The 18303-nt window shown below is 57.4% G+C and carries 12 protein-coding genes; 5 read left to right on the top strand and 7 right to left on the bottom strand.

Annotation, left to right across the window (positions count from 1 at the left end; genetic code table 11):
* Nucleotides 1-47: 47 nt before the first annotated feature.
* Genes A6F69_RS04730 through galK form a run of 4 tightly spaced genes read left to right on the top strand, consistent with a single transcriptional unit; the run spans nucleotide 48 to nucleotide 5746 of the window.
* On the top strand, nucleotides 48-2150 hold the full coding sequence (locus tag A6F69_RS04730) for an alpha-galactosidase (protein WP_169816552.1): 2103 nt from the start codon (nucleotides 48-50) through the stop codon (nucleotides 2148-2150).
* Nucleotides 2147-3640, top strand: a complete 1494-nt coding sequence (glpD, locus tag A6F69_RS04725) for a glycerol-3-phosphate dehydrogenase (RefSeq protein ID WP_067598036.1) — start codon at nucleotides 2147-2149, stop codon at nucleotides 3638-3640. The genes A6F69_RS04730 and glpD overlap by 4 nt, the downstream gene beginning before the upstream one ends.
* Nucleotides 3637-4716 carry a galactose-1-phosphate uridylyltransferase gene (locus A6F69_RS04720; RefSeq protein ID WP_067598033.1) on the top strand — a complete coding sequence of 360 codons (1080 nt, stop codon included), beginning with the start codon at nucleotides 3637-3639 and terminating at the stop codon, nucleotides 4714-4716. The genes glpD and A6F69_RS04720 overlap by 4 nt, the downstream gene beginning before the upstream one ends.
* On the top strand, nucleotides 4709-5746 hold the full coding sequence (gene galK / locus A6F69_RS04715) for a galactokinase (protein WP_067598029.1): 1038 nt from the start codon (nucleotides 4709-4711) through the stop codon (nucleotides 5744-5746). Before A6F69_RS04720 ends, galK begins: the two co-directional genes overlap by 8 nt.
* Here the strand turns inward: galK and A6F69_RS04710 are convergent.
* The 3 genes from A6F69_RS04710 to A6F69_RS04700 are packed head-to-tail and all read right to left on the bottom strand — an operon-like array spanning nucleotide 5743 to nucleotide 11704.
* On the bottom strand, nucleotides 5743-6972 hold the full coding sequence (locus tag A6F69_RS04710; RefSeq protein WP_067598026.1) for an Nramp family divalent metal transporter: 1230 nt from the start codon (nucleotides 6970-6972) through the stop codon (nucleotides 5743-5745). The two genes, galK and A6F69_RS04710, sit on opposite strands and share 4 nt — an antisense overlap.
* A complete protein-coding gene (locus A6F69_RS04705) occupies nucleotides 6969-10649 on the bottom strand; it encodes a hydantoinase B/oxoprolinase family protein (protein WP_144573731.1) in 3681 nt (1226 codons plus the stop codon). The genes A6F69_RS04710 and A6F69_RS04705 overlap by 4 nt, the downstream gene beginning before the upstream one ends.
* Nucleotides 10607-11704, bottom strand: coding sequence for a CaiB/BaiF CoA transferase family protein (locus A6F69_RS04700; RefSeq protein ID WP_067602489.1), 1098 nt, complete (start codon nucleotides 11702-11704; stop codon nucleotides 10607-10609). The genes A6F69_RS04705 and A6F69_RS04700 overlap by 43 nt, the downstream gene beginning before the upstream one ends.
* A gap of 110 nt (nucleotides 11705-11814) precedes the next feature.
* Here A6F69_RS04700 and A6F69_RS04695 point away from each other — a divergent pair, with 110 nt between their 5' ends.
* Nucleotides 11815-13797 carry a TIR domain-containing protein gene (locus tag A6F69_RS04695; protein WP_083984690.1) on the top strand — a complete coding sequence of 661 codons (1983 nt, stop codon included), beginning with the start codon at nucleotides 11815-11817 and terminating at the stop codon, nucleotides 13795-13797.
* On the opposite strand, the gene A6F69_RS04690 is transcribed toward A6F69_RS04695, so the two are convergent.
* The 4 genes from A6F69_RS04690 to A6F69_RS04675 are packed head-to-tail and all read right to left on the bottom strand — an operon-like array spanning nucleotide 13794 to nucleotide 18302.
* A complete protein-coding gene (locus A6F69_RS04690; protein WP_067598017.1) occupies nucleotides 13794-14951 on the bottom strand; it encodes a hypothetical protein in 1158 nt (385 codons plus the stop codon). The two genes, A6F69_RS04695 and A6F69_RS04690, sit on opposite strands and share 4 nt — an antisense overlap.
* The gene (locus tag A6F69_RS04685; RefSeq protein WP_067598015.1) at nucleotides 14948-16189 is read right to left on the bottom strand and encodes a hypothetical protein; all 1242 of its coding nucleotides are present in this window, start codon (nucleotides 16187-16189) and stop codon (nucleotides 14948-14950) included. The genes A6F69_RS04690 and A6F69_RS04685 overlap by 4 nt, the downstream gene beginning before the upstream one ends.
* Nucleotides 16186-17253, bottom strand: coding sequence for a saccharopine dehydrogenase family protein (locus tag A6F69_RS04680; protein ID WP_067598013.1), 1068 nt, complete (start codon nucleotides 17251-17253; stop codon nucleotides 16186-16188). Before A6F69_RS04680 ends, A6F69_RS04685 begins: the two co-directional genes overlap by 4 nt.
* Nucleotides 17253-18302 carry a polyprenyl synthetase family protein gene (locus tag A6F69_RS04675; protein ID WP_083984689.1) on the bottom strand — a complete coding sequence of 350 codons (1050 nt, stop codon included), beginning with the start codon at nucleotides 18300-18302 and terminating at the stop codon, nucleotides 17253-17255. The genes A6F69_RS04680 and A6F69_RS04675 overlap by 1 nt, the downstream gene beginning before the upstream one ends.
* Nucleotide 18303 lies beyond the last annotated feature (1 nt).

Below are 18303 nucleotides of genomic sequence, written 5' to 3'. Positions count from 1 at the left end.
TGAAATCCGATAGAGCCGGATGCGAAAAGGCAATGGATAGCGCACGCATGACCGCAGATTCGAGCACAGGTCCCATCGTTCTTCGCAACGGAGGAACCATGATTGCCGTCGACGCGCGAAAAGGTCAGCGTCCACAGATCCTTTATGGCGGCCCCAATTTGCCAAATGCCAAGGCGCAGGAGCTAGAGGCATTGGCAGAGCGTCAGCATGCGCCGGGCGGACCACTGCAACCCATTGCACCCTCTTGGCTTAATTGCATCGGAACCGGGCATCCTTCTCCTCCGGGCCTGCTTGCACATTCGGCAGGGAAGCACTGGGCGCTCGATCCGCGAGTGACAAATGTACAAACCGACGGAAAAGGTCATTGCCGGATTACAGCGGTCGACACGCCAAGCGGCGTGACGCTGCATCACCTGATCAATCTGATTGGCCGCAGCGGCGTAGTGCAATTCGCGACGATCCTGAGCAATGAGGGTGGTGCGCCTGTTTCACTCGAGTGGTTGAGCGCGGTGTGCCTGCCTATTGATCCGCGTCTCACTCGCGTCACCAGCTTCACAGGCAAATGGGCGCACGAGTTCCAAACCGAGCAACACGATCTGGTGCGTGGATCGTTTGTGCGGGAAAACCGCGCCGGACGCCCAAGCCATGACACCTATCCGGGATTCTATCTGGGAACACCAACCACCAGCGAGGCGCATGGGCTCGCTTGCGCGGTGCATCTGGCTGCCAGCGGCAACCACCGGATGCGCATAGATCGACTGGCCGATAATACCCTGTCACTGCAGGCGGGCGATCTGCTGCTACCGGGCGAGATAACGCTGCAAGCTGGCGAACAGCATATCTGCGCGCCGATCTTCGCGGCATGGTCGGACGCAGGCTATGGCGATGTTACCCGCAAGCTGCACCGTTTTGTGCGCGATGACCTGGTCAAAGGCGCAAAGTCGCGCCCGGTCCATTTCAACACCTGGGAAGCGGTCTATTTCGATCACTCACCGGAAAAGCTGTTCTCATTGGCAGAGCAAGCCGCCGAGATCGGCGCAGAACGTTTCGTGCTCGACGATGGCTGGTTCGGCGCGCGGCGCAATGACCGGGCTGGCCTTGGCGATTGGTACGTCGCGAAGGATGTCTATCCTGACGGGCTAAAGCCGCTCGCAGACCACGTCCGCGCGCTCGGCATGGAGTTCGGCCTGTGGTTCGAACCGGAAATGGTCAATCCAGACAGCGACCTCTACCGCGAGCACCCCGATTGGGTTCTGCAAGTCGAAGGTGTTGAGCCGATTGCCTCGCGCCATCAGCTGCCGCTTGACCTGACCCGGCCGGAAGTCAGCGAATATCTGTTCGAACGGATCACATTGCTCGTGCAAGAGCTCGATATCGCCTACATCAAATGGGACATGAACCGCGATATCCAGCATCCCGGTGGCACGAATGGTCGCCCGATGATGCATGCGCAAACGCAAGCAGTTTCGACACTGATCAACCGCATCCGCGGCGCATGTCCAGAGCTCGCCATCGAAACCTGCTCAAGCGGAGGCGCGCGCGCTGACTACAATATGGTCGAGCGCACCGGGCGTGTGTGGACCAGCGACAATAACGATGCCCGCGCGCGGCATTCGATCATGCGCGGCGCGGCGTATTTTCTGCCGCTGGCAGTGCTGGGCAATCATGTGGGCCCGAAGAAATGCCACATCACCGGACGGCGCTCCGATATGCATTTCCGCGCGGGCACAGCGGTGTTCGGGCACATGGGAATGGAACTCGATCTCGCCAAGGAAAGCGAGGCCGATCGCGAGGTCCTGAAACGTGCGATCGCGCTGCACACGCAGCACCGCGACCTGATCCATGGCGGTGAATATCATCGGCTCGAGACGCCTGAACATCTGGCCGGGATTGCAGTGGTTTCCAACCGTGCCACGGAAGCGCTTGTCCAGCTGGCCGTGCTGGACCAGCACCCCACGACGCATCCGCCGCGGCTCCATTTCGCCGGACTGGACCCTGGCAAACACTATCAGGTCAGCCTGCTGTGGCCCGAATTCCTGGCCAAGGGTATCGGCAGCTTTGCCGGATCGGCGCTGATGGGCTACGGATTACAGCTGCCGCAGACCTATCCTGACACCTGCCTGATCTATCATTTGAAAGCAGAGAATTGAGCGACGACGACACCTATGATTTGCTGATCATTGGCGGCGGAATCAACGGCGCAGGTATTGCGCGTGACGCCGCCGGGCGCGGGCTGAAGGTACTGCTGGTCGAAAAGGATGATCTGGGTTCGCACACCTCCAGCGCATCAACCAAGCTTGTCCATGGCGGGTTGCGCTATCTTGAGCATTTCGAGTTCCGGCTGGTGCGGGAAAGCCTGATTGAGCGGGAGCGGTTGCTTGGAATAGCCCCGCACATCATCTGGCCGCTGCGCTTCGTTCTGCCGCATGATCGGGGGCTGCGGCCCAAATGGCTGCTGCGACTTGGCCTCTACATGTATGACAATCTGGGTGGGCGAAAACTGCTGCCCCCCACCAGATCAGTCAAGCTACGCGATCATCCGCACAGGGAAATCCTTGAGGATCGGCTGACCCGGGGATGGGAATATTCGGACTGCTGGGTAGAGGATGCACGGCTGGTTGCCCTCAACTGTCAGGACGCAAATGAACGCGGGGCAGACGTTCGCACGCGGACCAAATGCATTGGGCTGAAGCGTGCGGCGGATCGCTGGACCGCAACGCTGCGCGGCAACACCGGTGAGGTACAAGTATCAGCGAAAATCGTGGTCAATGCTGCCGGCCCCTGGGTCGACAAAGTGCTCGATACCGCCCAGCCGGGCCGCAATCACACCAATCTGCGGCTGGTGAAGGGAAGTCATCTCATCTTCCCCAAGCTTTACGAAGGCAAGCACGCCTATATTTTCCAGAACCGCGACAATCGCATCGTCTTTGCGATCCCCTATGAGCGCGAATTCACCTTGGTCGGGACTACTGATGTCCTGTTCAGGGATGACCCCAACACGGTCGCGATTTCGGACGAAGAAAAGACCTATATCTGCGATGCGATCAATGAATATCTGCGCCATGATGTCACCCCCGATGACGCGGTGTGGGATTATTCCGGGGTTCGTCCGCTCTATGACGATCACAGATCCGACAACTCCACAGTGACGCGCGATTACGTGTTCGATCTGGACGAGAGTGACGGCGCGCCAATCCTGTCGATCTTTGGAGGCAAGATCACCACTTATCGCAAGCTGGCCGAGCATGCTTTGCAAAAGCTGGGGTTGGCCGAAGGTGAAAGCTGGACTGGCAGCACCCCCTTGCCAGGCGGCGATATCGATCCCGCACGTTTCGATACCTTCTTTGCCGAAAGCATGGCCAAATATCCGTGGTTTGGGCCCGGGGGCGTGCGGCGGCTTTGCCGAGCTTATGGCACCAGGATCGACGCGATCCTAGGCGGCGCGAACGGCTTGGAAGACCTGGGCGAGCATATGGGTGGTGATCTGTATGAGGCGGAATTGCGCTATCTGGCGAAGCATGAATTCGCACGCGATGCGGAAGACGTGTTGTGGCGGCGCAGCAAGCTGGGTCTGCATCTGGACAAGGCTGCGCAGGAACGCGTTGCGGCATGGTTTGTGAAAGCCGAGGTATTGGCATGAGCGGCGCGTTCGAACTTGCGCGCGGTATCGGCGGGAAGCCCGTTTACTGCCGTGAGCATATCAAGGCGGACGAGCGGATGTTACGTCTTTACGGGCATGCACCGCACAGTCTCGAGCCCTTGCCGGAGGAGTCAGAAGGCCTGCCGCTTGGCGGCGAAATTCGCCACCATCCCCTACGCGATGAGTGGAATGTCTATGCGGCGCATCGGCAGAACCGCACATTCAAACCGTCTGCAGCTGACGACCCGCTTGCCCCGACACGCGCTGGCGGACCAGCAACCGAAATTCCCTTTGCGGATTTCGAGCTGGCGATCTTCGACAACAAGTTTGCCGCCTTCCATCCGCTGGCCAGCGAAGCCGCTTCGCTCGAAGGGATCGCAACCGAACCGGCACGCGGGAAATGCGAAGTGGTGGTCTATGGGCCGGAAGCTGAAGGGAACCTCCACACCATCGGGCAAGATCGGCGGCGCGTGCTGCTCGCTGCACTGCTCGATCGCTATCACAGCCTGTTTGCAGCGGGCTGCCAATATGTGCTGCCATTTGAGAATCGCGGCGACGAGGTCGGAGTGACGCTGCATCACCCGCACGGTCAGATCTACGGATTTAAGCGAGTGCCAAAGGTACATCAGCGCGCCGTGGATGTCTTTGCGGGGGGCTATGATCTGGCGAGCGAAATCTCGGCGGCCATGCCTGAATACGGAATTGAAGAGCAATGCGGGATCGCCGCCTTCGTGCCGCGCTATGCCCGCTTCCCTTACGAAGTCTGGCTTGCTCCGCGCATCCGCCGCGAAGGACCGTGGGACTGCACAGACGAAGAGTTGGATGCGCTGGCGCATATGCTGGGCGAGGTGACACGCCGCTATGATGCGCTGTTCGAAGGGCCAGCCGCGACCATGATGGCATTTCATGCGGCGCCGTCAGGTGGTTCCTCTGCTTATCACTTCACCGTGCAGTTTTACCCGCTGCTGCGTGCGCCGGGCCGCGTGAAATTTCTCGCATCTGTCGAGCAGCATACGGGGACGTTCACGGTCGATGTCATGCCGGAAGACGCCGCAAAGGCGCTGCGCGATGTCTGAAGTCCGTGTCCGGGTACCGGGTCGCGTCAATCTGATCGGTGAGCATACCGATTACAATGGCGGAATGGTGCTTCCCGCGGCACTGTCGGTTGGGCTCGAACTGACGCTTGGAGCACGCAGCGATGATCAGGTCATCACGCGAAGTGCCGGTTACGACGAAACGCTGCGCACCCTATCAGACAGCGCGAGCGGAGAATGGTCTGATCCAGTCGTCGGCGCATTGCGGGAAGCGCGCGCGATGGGGCTCATCGCACAGGGCGCTGATGTTTCAATCAAGTCGACAATACCCGCAGGTTCGGGATTATCATCCTCCGCCGCGCTAATCGTCGCTGTGCTGAAGGCAGCGCGCGAAGCCGGCAGTGGAGTGCAGCCAGACGTTGAGATCGCTGTCGCCGCGCGCCGGGTCGAGAACGAGTTTATGGGCGTCCCGTGCGGGATCATGGATCAGATGGCGGTTGCACTTGCCACGCCGGGGACAGCGATGGCGCTAGATACCAGGACACTGAAGTACGAACTGGTCGAGCTTCCGCGCACCCATACCATCGCCGTTGTTCATTCCGGCGTGATCCGCAAGCTGACCGATGGCCGCTACGCTGAACGCAAGCAAGAATGCGATGCGGCAAAAGCCTTTTTCGGGACCGAGAAACTTTGCCTGCTCGATCCAGAGGATGTGTCACGATCATCGCTCGCTGAAATTCCGCGGAAACGCGCGCTGCACTGCGCGACAGAGCATCGCCGCGTGTTGGCTGCAGTTGAAGCTCTGAAGGCCGATAACATCGCCGCTCTGGGACAAGCGATGAACGAGAGCCATGTGTCGATGCGCGACGATTTCGAAATGTCGCTGCCCGCAATCGATGCTCTGGTAGCCGATGCTCAGGAATTCGGCGCAGTCGGAGCCAGGCTGACTGGCGGCGGGTTCGGCGGTTGCATTGTGGCTTGCGTTGAAAATGATGCGCTGGACATTTGGTTAGCCAAGCTGCTGGCTGCTCATCCGCAAGCAAAGCTGATTGATACCATTCGCGGCGGCTAGATCGCACCCAGCGCGCTCAATATTGACCGCACACCAAGGCCCGCCGCGATTACCAGCACAGCTACACCCGCTACATTTGCGACTACCTTGTTTACATATTTACCCAGAAGCCTTTCCTGATTCATGGCATACAGCAAGAACCCTGCGATCACCGGCAGCAGGATGCCATTAGCAAATTGCGCGAAGAGAATGATCGTCACAGGGCGGATGCCGGTCAATGATAGGACTGCGCCGATGATGATTACGCTTAGCGCCACCCAACGCAAAACATTGGGCTTGGCCGCTTCACTGACACCAAGAATCTCGGACATCGCATATCCCGTTGCCAACGGCGCCGTAATCGCGCTGGTCAACCCTGCGGCGAACAGCCCTAGCCCCATCAGATACTTCGCATTCGCACCGAACAAAGGCTCAAACTGCGCCGCCATGTCAGCCGCGCTGGCAACAGCAATTCCTGCAGTAAAGAGACTGGCAGATGCGGTCGCGACGACCAGCATCGCGATCAAACCGCCGATCCCGATTGTTACAACTGTATCCGCGCGTGCAACTGGCAAATCTTCCGGCCCACTGAACCGGTTTCGCACAGCACTCGCGTGGAGGAAAAGGTTGTAAGGCACCACAGTCGTGCCGATCAGCGCGACCACTGTCATCAATGCACCGTCCGGAATGCTTGGCAAAAACATTCCGCCGAACATCGCACCCAAGTCCGGTTGCACGATCAGAAATGTGGCCACGAACGCAAGCGCCATAACCATCACCAGCGCTATCAGCACGCGTTCGATATGACGGTAACTCCCAGATGCGAGCAGCACCGCAGCGAGTAGCGAGATAACACCTATCGAACCCTGGAAAGCCGCTTTACTCTCGCCTGCGATCGCCGACAAACCCAGTGCAGCTCCAGCCAGATTGCCTCCCTCATAGGCAGCATTGCCCATATAAAGCGCCGCGCCGACCAGCGCGATCAGCGGCCACCGCCAGACTGACTCATGAAACAGATCTGCCAGCGCATCGCCCAGCCCTCTTCGCGTCACCACACCAAGCCTCGCAGCCATTTCCTGCAAGACAATTGTGCCAACCGTCGCGAAAAGCAGTGCCCAAAGCAGTGCATAGCCAAAGTTAGCTCCCGCAAGGGTCGAAGTGGTAACCGTGCCCGGCCCGATAAAGGCCGCGGTGACCATTGCACCGGGACCGATATTGCGTCCTATCTCGCGCAGCTTGCCGATCATTCACTTACCTCGTGTCCACGATCCCGAGGATCCCCAAAGCCGCCCCCTGTGGGCGACTGAATCACGATACAATCGCCCGCTCTGACTTCAGCCTGTGCACATCGACCCAGATCTTCCACGCCGCCATCGCCACGCTCGATCCAGTTGCGCCCCAAGCGTCCCTCTTCTCCACCTTGCACGCCAACGGGGGCAATCTTGCGGTGCTCAGACAGAATTGAGCAATGCATGGCTTCGCGAAAGCGGATCCGGCGGGTGATCCCGTCGCCTGCATTCCACTTGCCCTTCCCGCCTGAGCCGCGATCAATGCGAAACTCTTCCAGGGTCACTGGATATCGATGCTCGAGTATTTCAGGGTCTGTCATGCGGGTGTTGGTCATATGCGTGTGAACCGCCGCAACTCCGTCGAAGCCCGGCCCCGCAGGCGCACCCGAACAAATCGTCTCGTAATATTGATAACGCGCATTGCCGAAGGTCAGATTGTTCATCGTCCCTTGGCTGGACCCTAACCGGGACAAAGCACCAAACAGCGCATCGGTAATGGCCTGACTGGTTTCCACGTTCCCTGCGACGACGGCCGCGGGAAAATCAGGGTTCAGTAACGAGCCTTCCGGGACCATGACTTTCAACGGCTTCATGCAACCGGCGTTGAGCGGGATCTCGCTGTCGACCAGACAACGGAATACATACAAAACCGCCGCCCGGGTGATCGCCGGGGGCGCGTTGAAGGCATTTGGCATTTGCGCGCTCGTGCCTGTGAAATCGATGAAAGCATCACCCGCTTCCCTGTCGGTCGAAATCTTAACTTCGATCACCGCGCCGCTATCAAGCTCAAGCCGAAATTCGCCATCATCCAGTTCACGCACAACCCTGCGCACAGCATCCTCTGCAGCGTCCTGAATATGACCCATATAGGCATGGACGATTTCACGCCCGAAGCTTCCGACAAGCTTGCGTAGCTCAGCGCCGCCGGCAGCGTTCGCCGCCACTTGAGCCATCAGATCGGCGATGTTCTGAGACGGATTTCGTGCGGGTAATTCGCATTCGGTCAACGTCCGCTCGATCCGCTCTGTCTTGAATTCGCCACGTTCAACCAGCTTCAGATTGTCGAGCAGCACACCTTCTTCGTGAATTGTTGTTGCGAAAGGCGACATGGACCCAGGGGAAACTCCGCCGATATCTTCGTGATGCGCACGGCTCGCCACGAAGAACATTATCTCGTCATCTGCTTCATCGAAGACCGGAGATATTACTGTAATATCAGGGAGGTGCGAGCCGCCGTTGTACGGGTTGTTGGAGACAAAAGCATCGCCGGGATTTATCTGAACCCCGCTTTCGATGATCACTTTGACGCTCGCGTCCATGGAGCCGAGATGAACCGGCACATGCGGCGCATTGGCGACCAGATTTCCGGATCGGTCAAAGGTTGCGCAGGAGAAATCGAGCCGTTCCTTCACGTTTACCGATTGCGAAGTGTTGCGCAGCACTATGCCCATCTGCTCGGCAATGGACATGAACTGGCTGTTGAAGATCTCCAGCATCACCGGTCCACATTGGGTGCTGTCTATGGAGCTGCCACGGTTCGTGTCGACATGCTCAAGAATCAAGTGACCAAAAGCATTGACCGCCGCACGCCAACCGCGTTCGACAATGATCGTATCGGTGTCACTGCTTATAATGGCAGGGCCGGCAAGCTCATGGCCAAAATTGAGCTGGCTTGTGTGATAGACGGAGGCTGCATGCCATACGCCGCCAGTGAAGATTTTGCGCTGAGAGACCGGGATGAGCAGTTCTGACGAGGGTTCCCGTGCCTGCTGTTCTGCATAGGCATCCCCGCCGCATTCGGACACAACCACCAGCGTATCGAGCAATAGCTCTTTGTCAGGCGCGACAAAGCCGAACTGACGATTATGTGCAGCTTCAAATTCACGGGCCATCTGGCCAGGCTCGGACACCGGCACACTGATCGCTGTCTCAGTGCCACGATATCGCAGGAGCGCGGAAACCGTATGGCTAACCGAGTTCGCTGCCACGCCTTGCAAACCGAGACTGGCGATATTCGCCGCCTCCAATTCTGTAATGGTTGCACGCAGTGCCTTGATCGTATCTCCAATAAGCGCCGTATCGATCACGCGCTGCGTCTCGCAATTCGTCTTCGCCAGACCCATTCCCAATGCCGACAGAACGCCCGCCATGGGGTGGATCAGGATCGTCCTGATGCCCAATCGTTCTGCCACCAGGCATGCATGCTGTCCTCCAGCGCCGCCGAAACAGTTAAGGACATAGTCGGACACATCGTAGCCGCGAGAAATCGATATCTTCTTGATCGCTTGCGCCATGTGTTCGACAGCAATCTCGAGGAAACCTTCGGCAACATCTTCTGCGCTGCGCCCGTCGCCAATTTTCTCCGCGATCTCTGCAAAGCCTGCACGCGAAGACTGAGTGTCAAGCGGCTGATCCTGGTTCGGCCCGAAGATCGCCGGAAACAGATCAGGTTGCAGCTTACCAAGGCAAGCATTGATGTCAGTCACCGCTAGCGGGCCACCGCGCCGATAACAGCGCGGTCCAGGATCCGCTCCCGCAGATTCCGGCCCCACTTGCATGCGCCCGTCTTCGTAGGACAGGATCGATCCACCACCTGCGGCCACCGTATGGATATGCAGCATCGGGACCCGCATCCGCACGCCAGCGACTTCGGTTTCATATACTTTCTCGAACTCGCCCGCGTAGTGAGAAACATCAGTGGAAGTGCCCCCCATGTCGAACCCGATGACTTTGTCAAAGCCGGCCAATCGCGCAGTCTCAACGCATCCCACGATACCCCCGGCAGGCCCGGAAAGTATTGCATCGCGCCCACGGAACTGCGCCGCATCGGTGAGGCCACCTGAAGACTGCATGAAGGACAATTGACCCGGGGCAGGTTCATCGCAGAAGGCTGCGGCAACCCTGTCTACATAGCGCCTCAGGATCGGCGTCAGATATGCATCGACAATCGTGGTCTCGCCGCGCGATACGATTTTTGTCAGCGGGCTCACTTGATGGCTGGCAGAAACTTGCGTGAAGCCGATGTCATGCGCGATCCGGGCTAATGCCTGCTCATGCTGCACATATTTGTAACCGTGCATCAAAACGATAGCGACGGCCCGGTAACCATCTTCATACGCGGCCCGCAAGGCCGCATATGCCTGAGCTTCATCGAGAGGCATCTCAACCGTCCCGTCCGCCAGAATGCGCTCGTCAATCTCCAATGAAGCCGAATAGACCGGCACCGGCTTCACAATATCAAGCGCAAACGTTTCGGAGCGCGCCTGATACCCAATCTCTATTACGTCACCCAGCCCGCGCGTTATCGCCAGCAGGGTGCGTTCACCCTTGCGCTCGAGCAACGCATTGGTGGCAACAGTGGTGCCCATCTTGATGGCTTCGATCTGCGCGAGTGGTATCTCGTCACCTTCGTCAACGCCCAGAAATTCTCGAATTCCGTGAAGCGCGGCGTCGGCGTAGCTTTCCTTATTCTCCGACAATAATTTGCGCGTCTGAAGCGTCCCACCGGGTGCGCGCGCAATCACATCGGTAAAGGTGCCACCCCGATCGATCCAGAATTGCCATTGTCCATCAGAACTGGACGGCTCTTCTGTCACCGATCTTCTCCCAACCTCGGTATTGGACCGGGCGTCCATTGCTCGCCTGCAAATCGAATGGCTGGTGCGATATGTTTCCCGCCTCCATCCGTTTCCACCCACAACCCACGCTCCGCTACGTGCGGTTCGTGTAGCGCTTCGCGAAAGTCGAGTACTGGCGCAAAGGCCACATCCTTGTCTGCGAACCATTCCACCCACTCATCGCGAGTTTTGGTGGCAAAGGTTTCCCGAAAGAAAGAGATCAGCTTTTCTTGTTCGCCTGCAGGGGCTTCAGCGATGGGTAAAAGGTCTTCACGATTCAAGTAGGACAACAAGTTTCGTGCGAACTTCAATTCGCGGCCACCCAGCACAACGTGTTTGCCATCTCTGGTTGGATAGACCTGATAGAAAGCTGCACCCCCAAGCGAACGCTGCTTGCCCGAGACCGGGCTGTCTCCGCCGGCAATCGCGCTTCCTGCGGTGTGCGCGCACCATGGCAGCAAACTGTCGAACATCGCGCAATCGATAAAAGCACCTTCACCGGTTCGTTCCCGACCCAATAACGCCATCAGGACTGCTGAGAGAGCCGTGAGCCCGGCCGCCATATCCGAACTGGCGACCCCTGGAACTACAGGGACGCCATCAGAACCATCGTTCACCGCCAGAAATCCTGCCATGGCCTGAACAGCCATATCGTGCGCGGGATGGTGCGATAGCGCACCCTCCTGACCGAACGCTGAAATCGAACAATAAACGATGTCGGGCCGGATTGCCTTCACGCTGGTGTAGTCAAAACCCAATCGTTTCATCACGCCAGGGCGAAAGCCCTCTACAAAGACATCCGCCTTGCCGATCAGATCGCGGAGCATCTGCTTGCCCTCATCACTTTTCAAGTCGAGCGTACGACTGCGCTTGCCGCGATTGAGATTGGCAAACCAGACCGAATGCCGGGTGTCGCCATAGTTATCGAACGGTGCCTGTTCGCGCGCAGGGTCGCCGCCCATCGGCTCGATCTTGTAAACTTCAGCCCCTTGGTCCGCCATCATGGCGGTCATCATCGGACCAGGAAGAAACTGCGTCAGATCGACAACGGTTATGCCGGATAATTTGCCCATCGACTTCGAGTGTCGGTTGCCTTTGCGGATGTCAACCGGCGGAAAGGTTTCGGCTGCGACGAAGAAAATCCGGACGCCACCGCAATTCCGCGAGTTGTCATGTGCAAAGCATGTGCGTATCACTTGCTGTAACGGTTGGAAATCTGGGCAGATTAGTGACGGACGTCTTCATCTCTTATGCGCGATCAACGCAAGATCAAGCACGTGCAGCTGCGCGCAATCTGGAAAGCTTGGGCTATTCGGTTTGGATTGATGATGCACTGCCTGCGCACCGAGCTTTTTCGAGTGTGATCGAAGAGAAGTTACGCGAGTCGAAAGCCACGCTGGTCCTGTGGTCTGCGGATGCGCGAAATTCACGCTGGGTACCTGCGGAAGCAGAATTGGCACACAATGAAGACAAGCTGATTCAAATCAGCCTTGATGGCGCCTTGCCTCCATTGCCGTTCAACCGGCTTCAATGCGAGCTGATGCAAGGGTGGGACGGAAACCCTTCGCACCCCAGTTGGGCGAAAATCGAAGCAAGTGTGAGCCAATTGGCGGGGGAAGCAGCAACGCCACAGCCTTCGAAAACGGGCTCCGTCCGACAACCGACACGGAGCGGTGAAATGCTGTTGGCCGTGCTTGCATTCGATAATATCTCCGCTGATCCGGACCTGAACTACTTCTGCGACGGAGTAGCAGAAGAAATACAACGTACGGTTGCGCGCGGAACACAGCTTAAGGTTGTTGCGCGCACGTCGAGTTTCCAGTTTCGCGGACCAGAAAAGGAAACCGGCAAAGTGGCTAGCGCACTTGGTGTCAGCCACTTGCTGGATGGGTCCGTCCGGCGCGGCGGAGATCGTGTGCGAATATCCGCCGAACTAGTTGACTGCACAAACCGTTCTTCCGTCTGGTCGGATCGCTTCGATGGGACGTTGGATGACGTGTTCGAATTGCAGGAATCGATAGCGGAATCCGTCGCCGAGGCTCTCAAAGTTGCGCTTACTCCGCCGGTGGCCGAAAAGCCTTTAGGGACCATGGACTACGAAAGGTTCTTGCGCGCGCGCGCAATCCTTTCAGGCGGTGATTACGTCTTCGATGATAGCGCCCTCAGAGCAATACCTCTCCTTGAACAGGTTACGCGAGCAAGACCGGATTTTGCGCCAGCCTGGGAACTGCTCGCCAACGCGCGCGCTTCCGAACTGCGTTCTGGCCATACCAGCCAGGCTTACGCTGAAGGCCGCAAGGCGGTTATTGACGCTGCAGAGACCGCACTATCGCTCGATCCAAAACGCAGCGGTGCCTTGGTGGCACTCGCCATGCTTGAACCATGGGGTGCCTACGCGAAGCGCAAGGCGCTGCTTGAGGAAGCCCTTACTGCCCAGCCCAACGACACCACTGCGCTTACCGAACTTGCAAACTTCTATTGGTCTGTAGGCCGGCTTCGCGACGCATTCGCGATGGCGGAAAGGGCCTACGAACTCGATCCAATGATGCCGCCGGCGGCAGTTCTGGTGGCTGCATTGCGAGCCTATATTGGCGACTATCAGGGGTCGGTTAGCCAGCACCGGCAACTCTACAAGCGATGGCCCGACAATCCGGGTATGCTGCACCACCTTCTGAACATTGCGGCGACAACGGGCGAGTGGGATGCCTATGACGAATTTATTGGCGACATTGACAAATTTGACGGCTGGCAAGCCGCGGATTTGCGCGCCACCAAGGCGTACGCCGAAGCGGTGCGGATCGAGGATGATGCCGTCCGCGATCACCGCATCGAACGATACAATGAAGTGGTCGAGAAGACCGGAACGCTGCCCCTCAATGTTATAACCGCCGGCGGCGTATTTGGCCGTGCAGAGCAAGCACTCGATATCGCAGAGAAAGCGTCATACGACTACATCTTCGAACCAGAGGGTGATCGCGCAGCCTTGCACTTTCCAGGCACAATGTTTGGACCGTGGAGCACGATCAAGAACTACCCGCGATTTGTGAAGCTCTGCGCGCGGCTGGGCCTGTGCGACTATTGGGTCAGCTCGGGCATCTGGCCTGACCGGATCGATGAATTACCTTATGACTTCAAAGCAGAAGTGCACAAGACGCTGACCGCTTAACCTTCGGGGTTCCTTCCGTCAGGGGGTGGGTACTGAGGCCCACCGCCATAGGTGAAGAGTGTTCCCAGGACATCGAAATGCGCGTTCGATGTGAAGAACACGGCGAGCTCGATTTCAAGCTTCACAGCCGGCATATCCCAATCGATGCCGTCCGGAACGACTGCAGTTCCACTGCCATCGATTCCCTTCTTCGCGTCTTCTTTCGGCGGCTTCAGATCAAACAGCGTCTCGAAGGTCTCTTTCATGCTGTCAGACCACAGGAACTGCACATCAACCCTCTCTCCGTGAAACACAGAGAGATCGGTAATATCCGAATGTGCGGCTTCCGAAGCAATTATCGCGCGATACGCCGCATCGTGCATGTTAAAGACATCGCGGTATTGCTTCAGCGTGTTGATCTTGAACGTAGGCAGATGCAGCTTTTTATCTTCTGTCGCATCAAGCCAGGCGTCGGGCAGGTACCCCTTCAGGCTATCGATGATGTCACTGATCCTGGGGCTCTTGTCCTTCATGGTGCCCAGCAAGGTCTGTTCTGATGTCTGGTCCATGCGCAAATGCATCACGCCGATCCGTTCAGAAATCGAATGCGGATCGAATTTCTTGAAGCCATCTATCGAGACATCGATATGCAGCTGATTGCGTGTATCGCCATACTCGATGTCGATCATCGCCATTTCCTTCTCGCTGCCCCAGATCTCGCGGCTTGAGAACATTACATAGCTCGAATTATCGAAGAAGAATGGCTGTATCCAGACCAGCTTCTTATCGATCAACAAATTATCAGAAGTCCGACGGTATCGAGCGGCAGGGAAAGTGAAGAACACTTCCCGGTGCTGAAGCGTATCCCAATGCTGGTGATCGTCTAATGGATCGAAGGTATCATCAAGTGGAACGCCCGGCGCAAGATCAGGACGGGCATGTTCTGACGAAAAGTTTACATGATCGACGAACTGCAAGAACCCGAAACACGGGTCGCTCCATGGTTCATAGTAGTAGGGGGCTACGTCCGGACCGGGATCGTTGAAATGCTCATCTAGATAATCCTGCATCAGCTTCTTGTTTGCTTTGATCAGGAACATCCAGGTTTTCGCGCCGTGCGAATACCAAGGCGGCAATAACTGCTGCGTGGTGAAGGATTCGACGAAATCGGTCATGGCAGCGGCCTCCTGCCAAAGAACCCCTTGAATGGCCTGAACCAGCGCGCTGTGAGATCGCCTGTGGTTGGCCTAGAATTGGTGCCCCCTTCCGGGTTTATCGGAAACTCATGTACGATGCTCATCTTGTCGTAATTGATGTCCGCGTGAAATCGAAGACCGGCTTTGACCGAGACTTTTCTCCCTGTCGCCGGTTCTGATTCGGGCATGCCCGGGAAATGCGAAAGCTGCCCGGCTTCAGGCTGACCCAAGATCGTATCTATTGCGTTCGAGAAACTGCCCATGCGATTGAACTCGATGGTCACATCCCCTTCATCATAAAGCTGTAGATCACGCACGTTTGAGTATTTGGATCGACAACTGACCAGCGCTTGATAGATCGCCTTGTCGGGCCTGCCAGCATCGCGATATTGCTTGAGGCCGATGGTCCGCATAGCGGTCGGGATTACCCCCAACGATGCATAGTCGATGAAGTTGGAAAGGCCGGTCATGTTTTCCATCCCCCAACGCACCGGGCTGTTGGCGAGCAAGGTCTCAATCGATTTCTCGGGGCTATGACTGGTTCGGAAAGTAGGCAGAATCGGCCCGGTCGACACCTTCATGAACTTGTAGTGTCCCTGCATCTCTCCCTGTCGCTCATCCTTCCAGCCGGGCATTCTCACCTGCCCTTCAAAACTGTCCGGAAAAAATCCCTGATCGATGTCGATTCCGGCGAGCAACTTGCCAAGACCAAGCATTTCGCGTCCACACACGCATGACCAGGGTTTGTTGACGACGATCCATGGTATGATCCACTCAAGTTCTGATTCCGTCACCAGCCCCTTCGCGCCGAGCCCATACCGAATGACCGGCATCGCAACGAAAACTTCGCGTTGGCGCATGATGCCTCGGTCAGAATAAGGCACCTCGTATCGCGAATGGCCGAATGCCATTCCTCCGTGAGGAAGACCTTCATTTGGCTCTTCGACTGAGAGTTCGCTCTTCTTGGCACTGATCATCACCGGATAGTTGAGGAACAAGAGGGTCGCGTAAGGCCAATATGGAACCGCACGATACTCGAACCCGCGCTCTTGTTTCGAGCCGAGGTTCAGAAATCGGTCGCAATACTCCTGCACTGCCTTGACGTTCGCCTCGAAGACAAACGCATGAACCGACACATCGGGGAAATAGTACGGCGGCGGAATGTCCTGACTCGCTGCAGACTGGACATACCAGATGTTTGTGCGTGGTTGTTTCATGCAGCACTCCTTCCATCAGGAGCTTCAATAACTCCCGCCCCTGAGGTTTCGACGAGCTGCGACCCGAAAAGATTTGCCGGAGTAACAAACCCGGCTTGCGTCTCACCTGCCAAGACGCGATTAATGACCGTCTCGGCCAGCCTCACCGACGCCCCATAACCATCTAGCGTTTCCATGCGGAGCCAGTGCGAACGGCGCCATCGGTCGACCGCCTCAACCACCATTGTGAAGCGCGCGTTCTGTCTTGTGTGCTCAGCTGGAACCTCGGGCCAAGCCTTTGCAATCAGGCCGCCAGCCGACCGCCAAGGCTTGGCACCCGTCACTCCCATGCCCAGGCCTATTCCACGATAGGTGGCCCGTTCGTGCCAGCGCATTTCATTGTAAACTTCGATATTGGGTATACCGGTCGTGAAAGGGGCTGTGACCACATCAGCCCAACTCATTGCCACCGCCTCACTCATACCTTCTCCAAAGTCGAAGGCGCGCGATAGGCTGCCGGAAGGCACCTCTACCAATTCGCCGTCGCGCTGTATGAGCGCAGTGGGGTTGACCATACCGGCCATGCTTGTGGCGCTGCCGCGCGAGACTACCTGCGCTCGGGAAATTCCAAGGTAGAGATGACGAGTTTCAGGCCATAGTTCGACCGCCCTTTTCAACAGGCAATCCGTCGCCGCAATTGTCAGACCAATGCCGGGAAGCAGCATGACGCCTTTATCACGAGCTTCATCATGGCGTGCCATAATCTCAATGAAGACAGGCCACTCACCCCCCAGATCAAGATAATGCGTGCCCGTCTTGAGACATGCATCAATCAACGCAGAGGCTGTCGCATCAAACGGCCCGGCTGCGTTCACAACGCATGTTGACCCCCTAAGCATGCGGGCATTCTCACCCGCATCGCTCAAGTCAAACGCCTTCCATTTCAAGCCCAGCGGCTGCGCAATTGCCTTCACGCGTTCTTCTGATCGCCCAGCCAGAACAAGATCGACTTCGTCTGCGATTTGTGTGGCGATTTTTCGCCCAGTATAGCCACTCGCGCCGTAAAGGATCACCTTGCCTGTCATTAGCGATCAAACACCCAGCGAACGAGACCGTGAAGGAAGTTCTTGTCTTCACTGTCAGGATACTCGCCATAGGCGATGTCGAATTCCTGGAGCGCAGCACCCGCCATTGCACCGGAGATCTTGCGAGCGAAGTCTATGGATCCCTTCTTGCGCATCAACTGCGCAAGCCAGAGCATCTCGTCCTCGCTACGCTGCTCTCGCTTCAGTCCCAGAAACGAATCGATCCGCTGCTTCTCCTTCGCGCTGGCTGCATTCAGCACATGAATGAGCATCAACGTGCGCTTGGCCTCGTACAAATCACCATTTTGTTCTTTGCCGTAACCGGGATCCTCAGACAGATTACGAAGGTCGTCTTCGATCTGAAAAGCGATCCCGAGAAAGTGCCCGAACCGGATCACACGCTGATGATCAGCTTGCCCGTAGGAACCCGTTATCACACCCAGTTGCGCAGGCCAGATCATGCCCATCCAGGCAGTCTTCTTCATCGCCATGCGGAAATAATCGGCTTCAGTAAGGTCGGTCACATTCTGGTCACGCCAGCCGAGCTCAAGCGCCTGTCCCTCTGCCGTTTGTCGCGCCATTGTACTGGTTACATCGAAGACTTTCCGGCCGACCTCAGAACCCATCGAATGCACCGCGTCGAGCAGTGGTCTGAACGCCGTAAAAAGCAGTGCATCACCGGCGTTGATTGCCAACGGCGTTCCATGCATCGCGTGAAGCGTTGGTTTGCCACGCCGCATATCGCTGCCGTCCTGCACGTCGTCATGAATCAACAGTGCATTATGCAGCAACTCGATCGCCGCAGCGCAGCGCACTACATCGTGCGTCACCTTCCCAAAGATCGCTGCATTGGCGAGGCACATCGCCGGGCGGAGCATCTTGCCGCCTCTTTGAGGATAGTCGGCAAGCAAGGGATCGAGGAACGGGACCGGAGTGTCCGTTTCAAGATAACGAGATAGCTCTTCGCGTGTCGCCGACGCATATCTGGCTATCAACCCCTCTGGAGGGGCTGCGGGATGGTCCGGTGTGATCTTCCCCCCCTGCTGCACT

It is taken from the genome of Altererythrobacter ishigakiensis (assembly GCF_001663155.1).
In the GTDB taxonomy this organism is placed as follows: domain Bacteria; phylum Pseudomonadota; class Alphaproteobacteria; order Sphingomonadales; family Sphingomonadaceae; genus Erythrobacter; species Erythrobacter ishigakiensis.
This window is presented reverse-complemented; position numbering and strand designations above follow the sequence as displayed.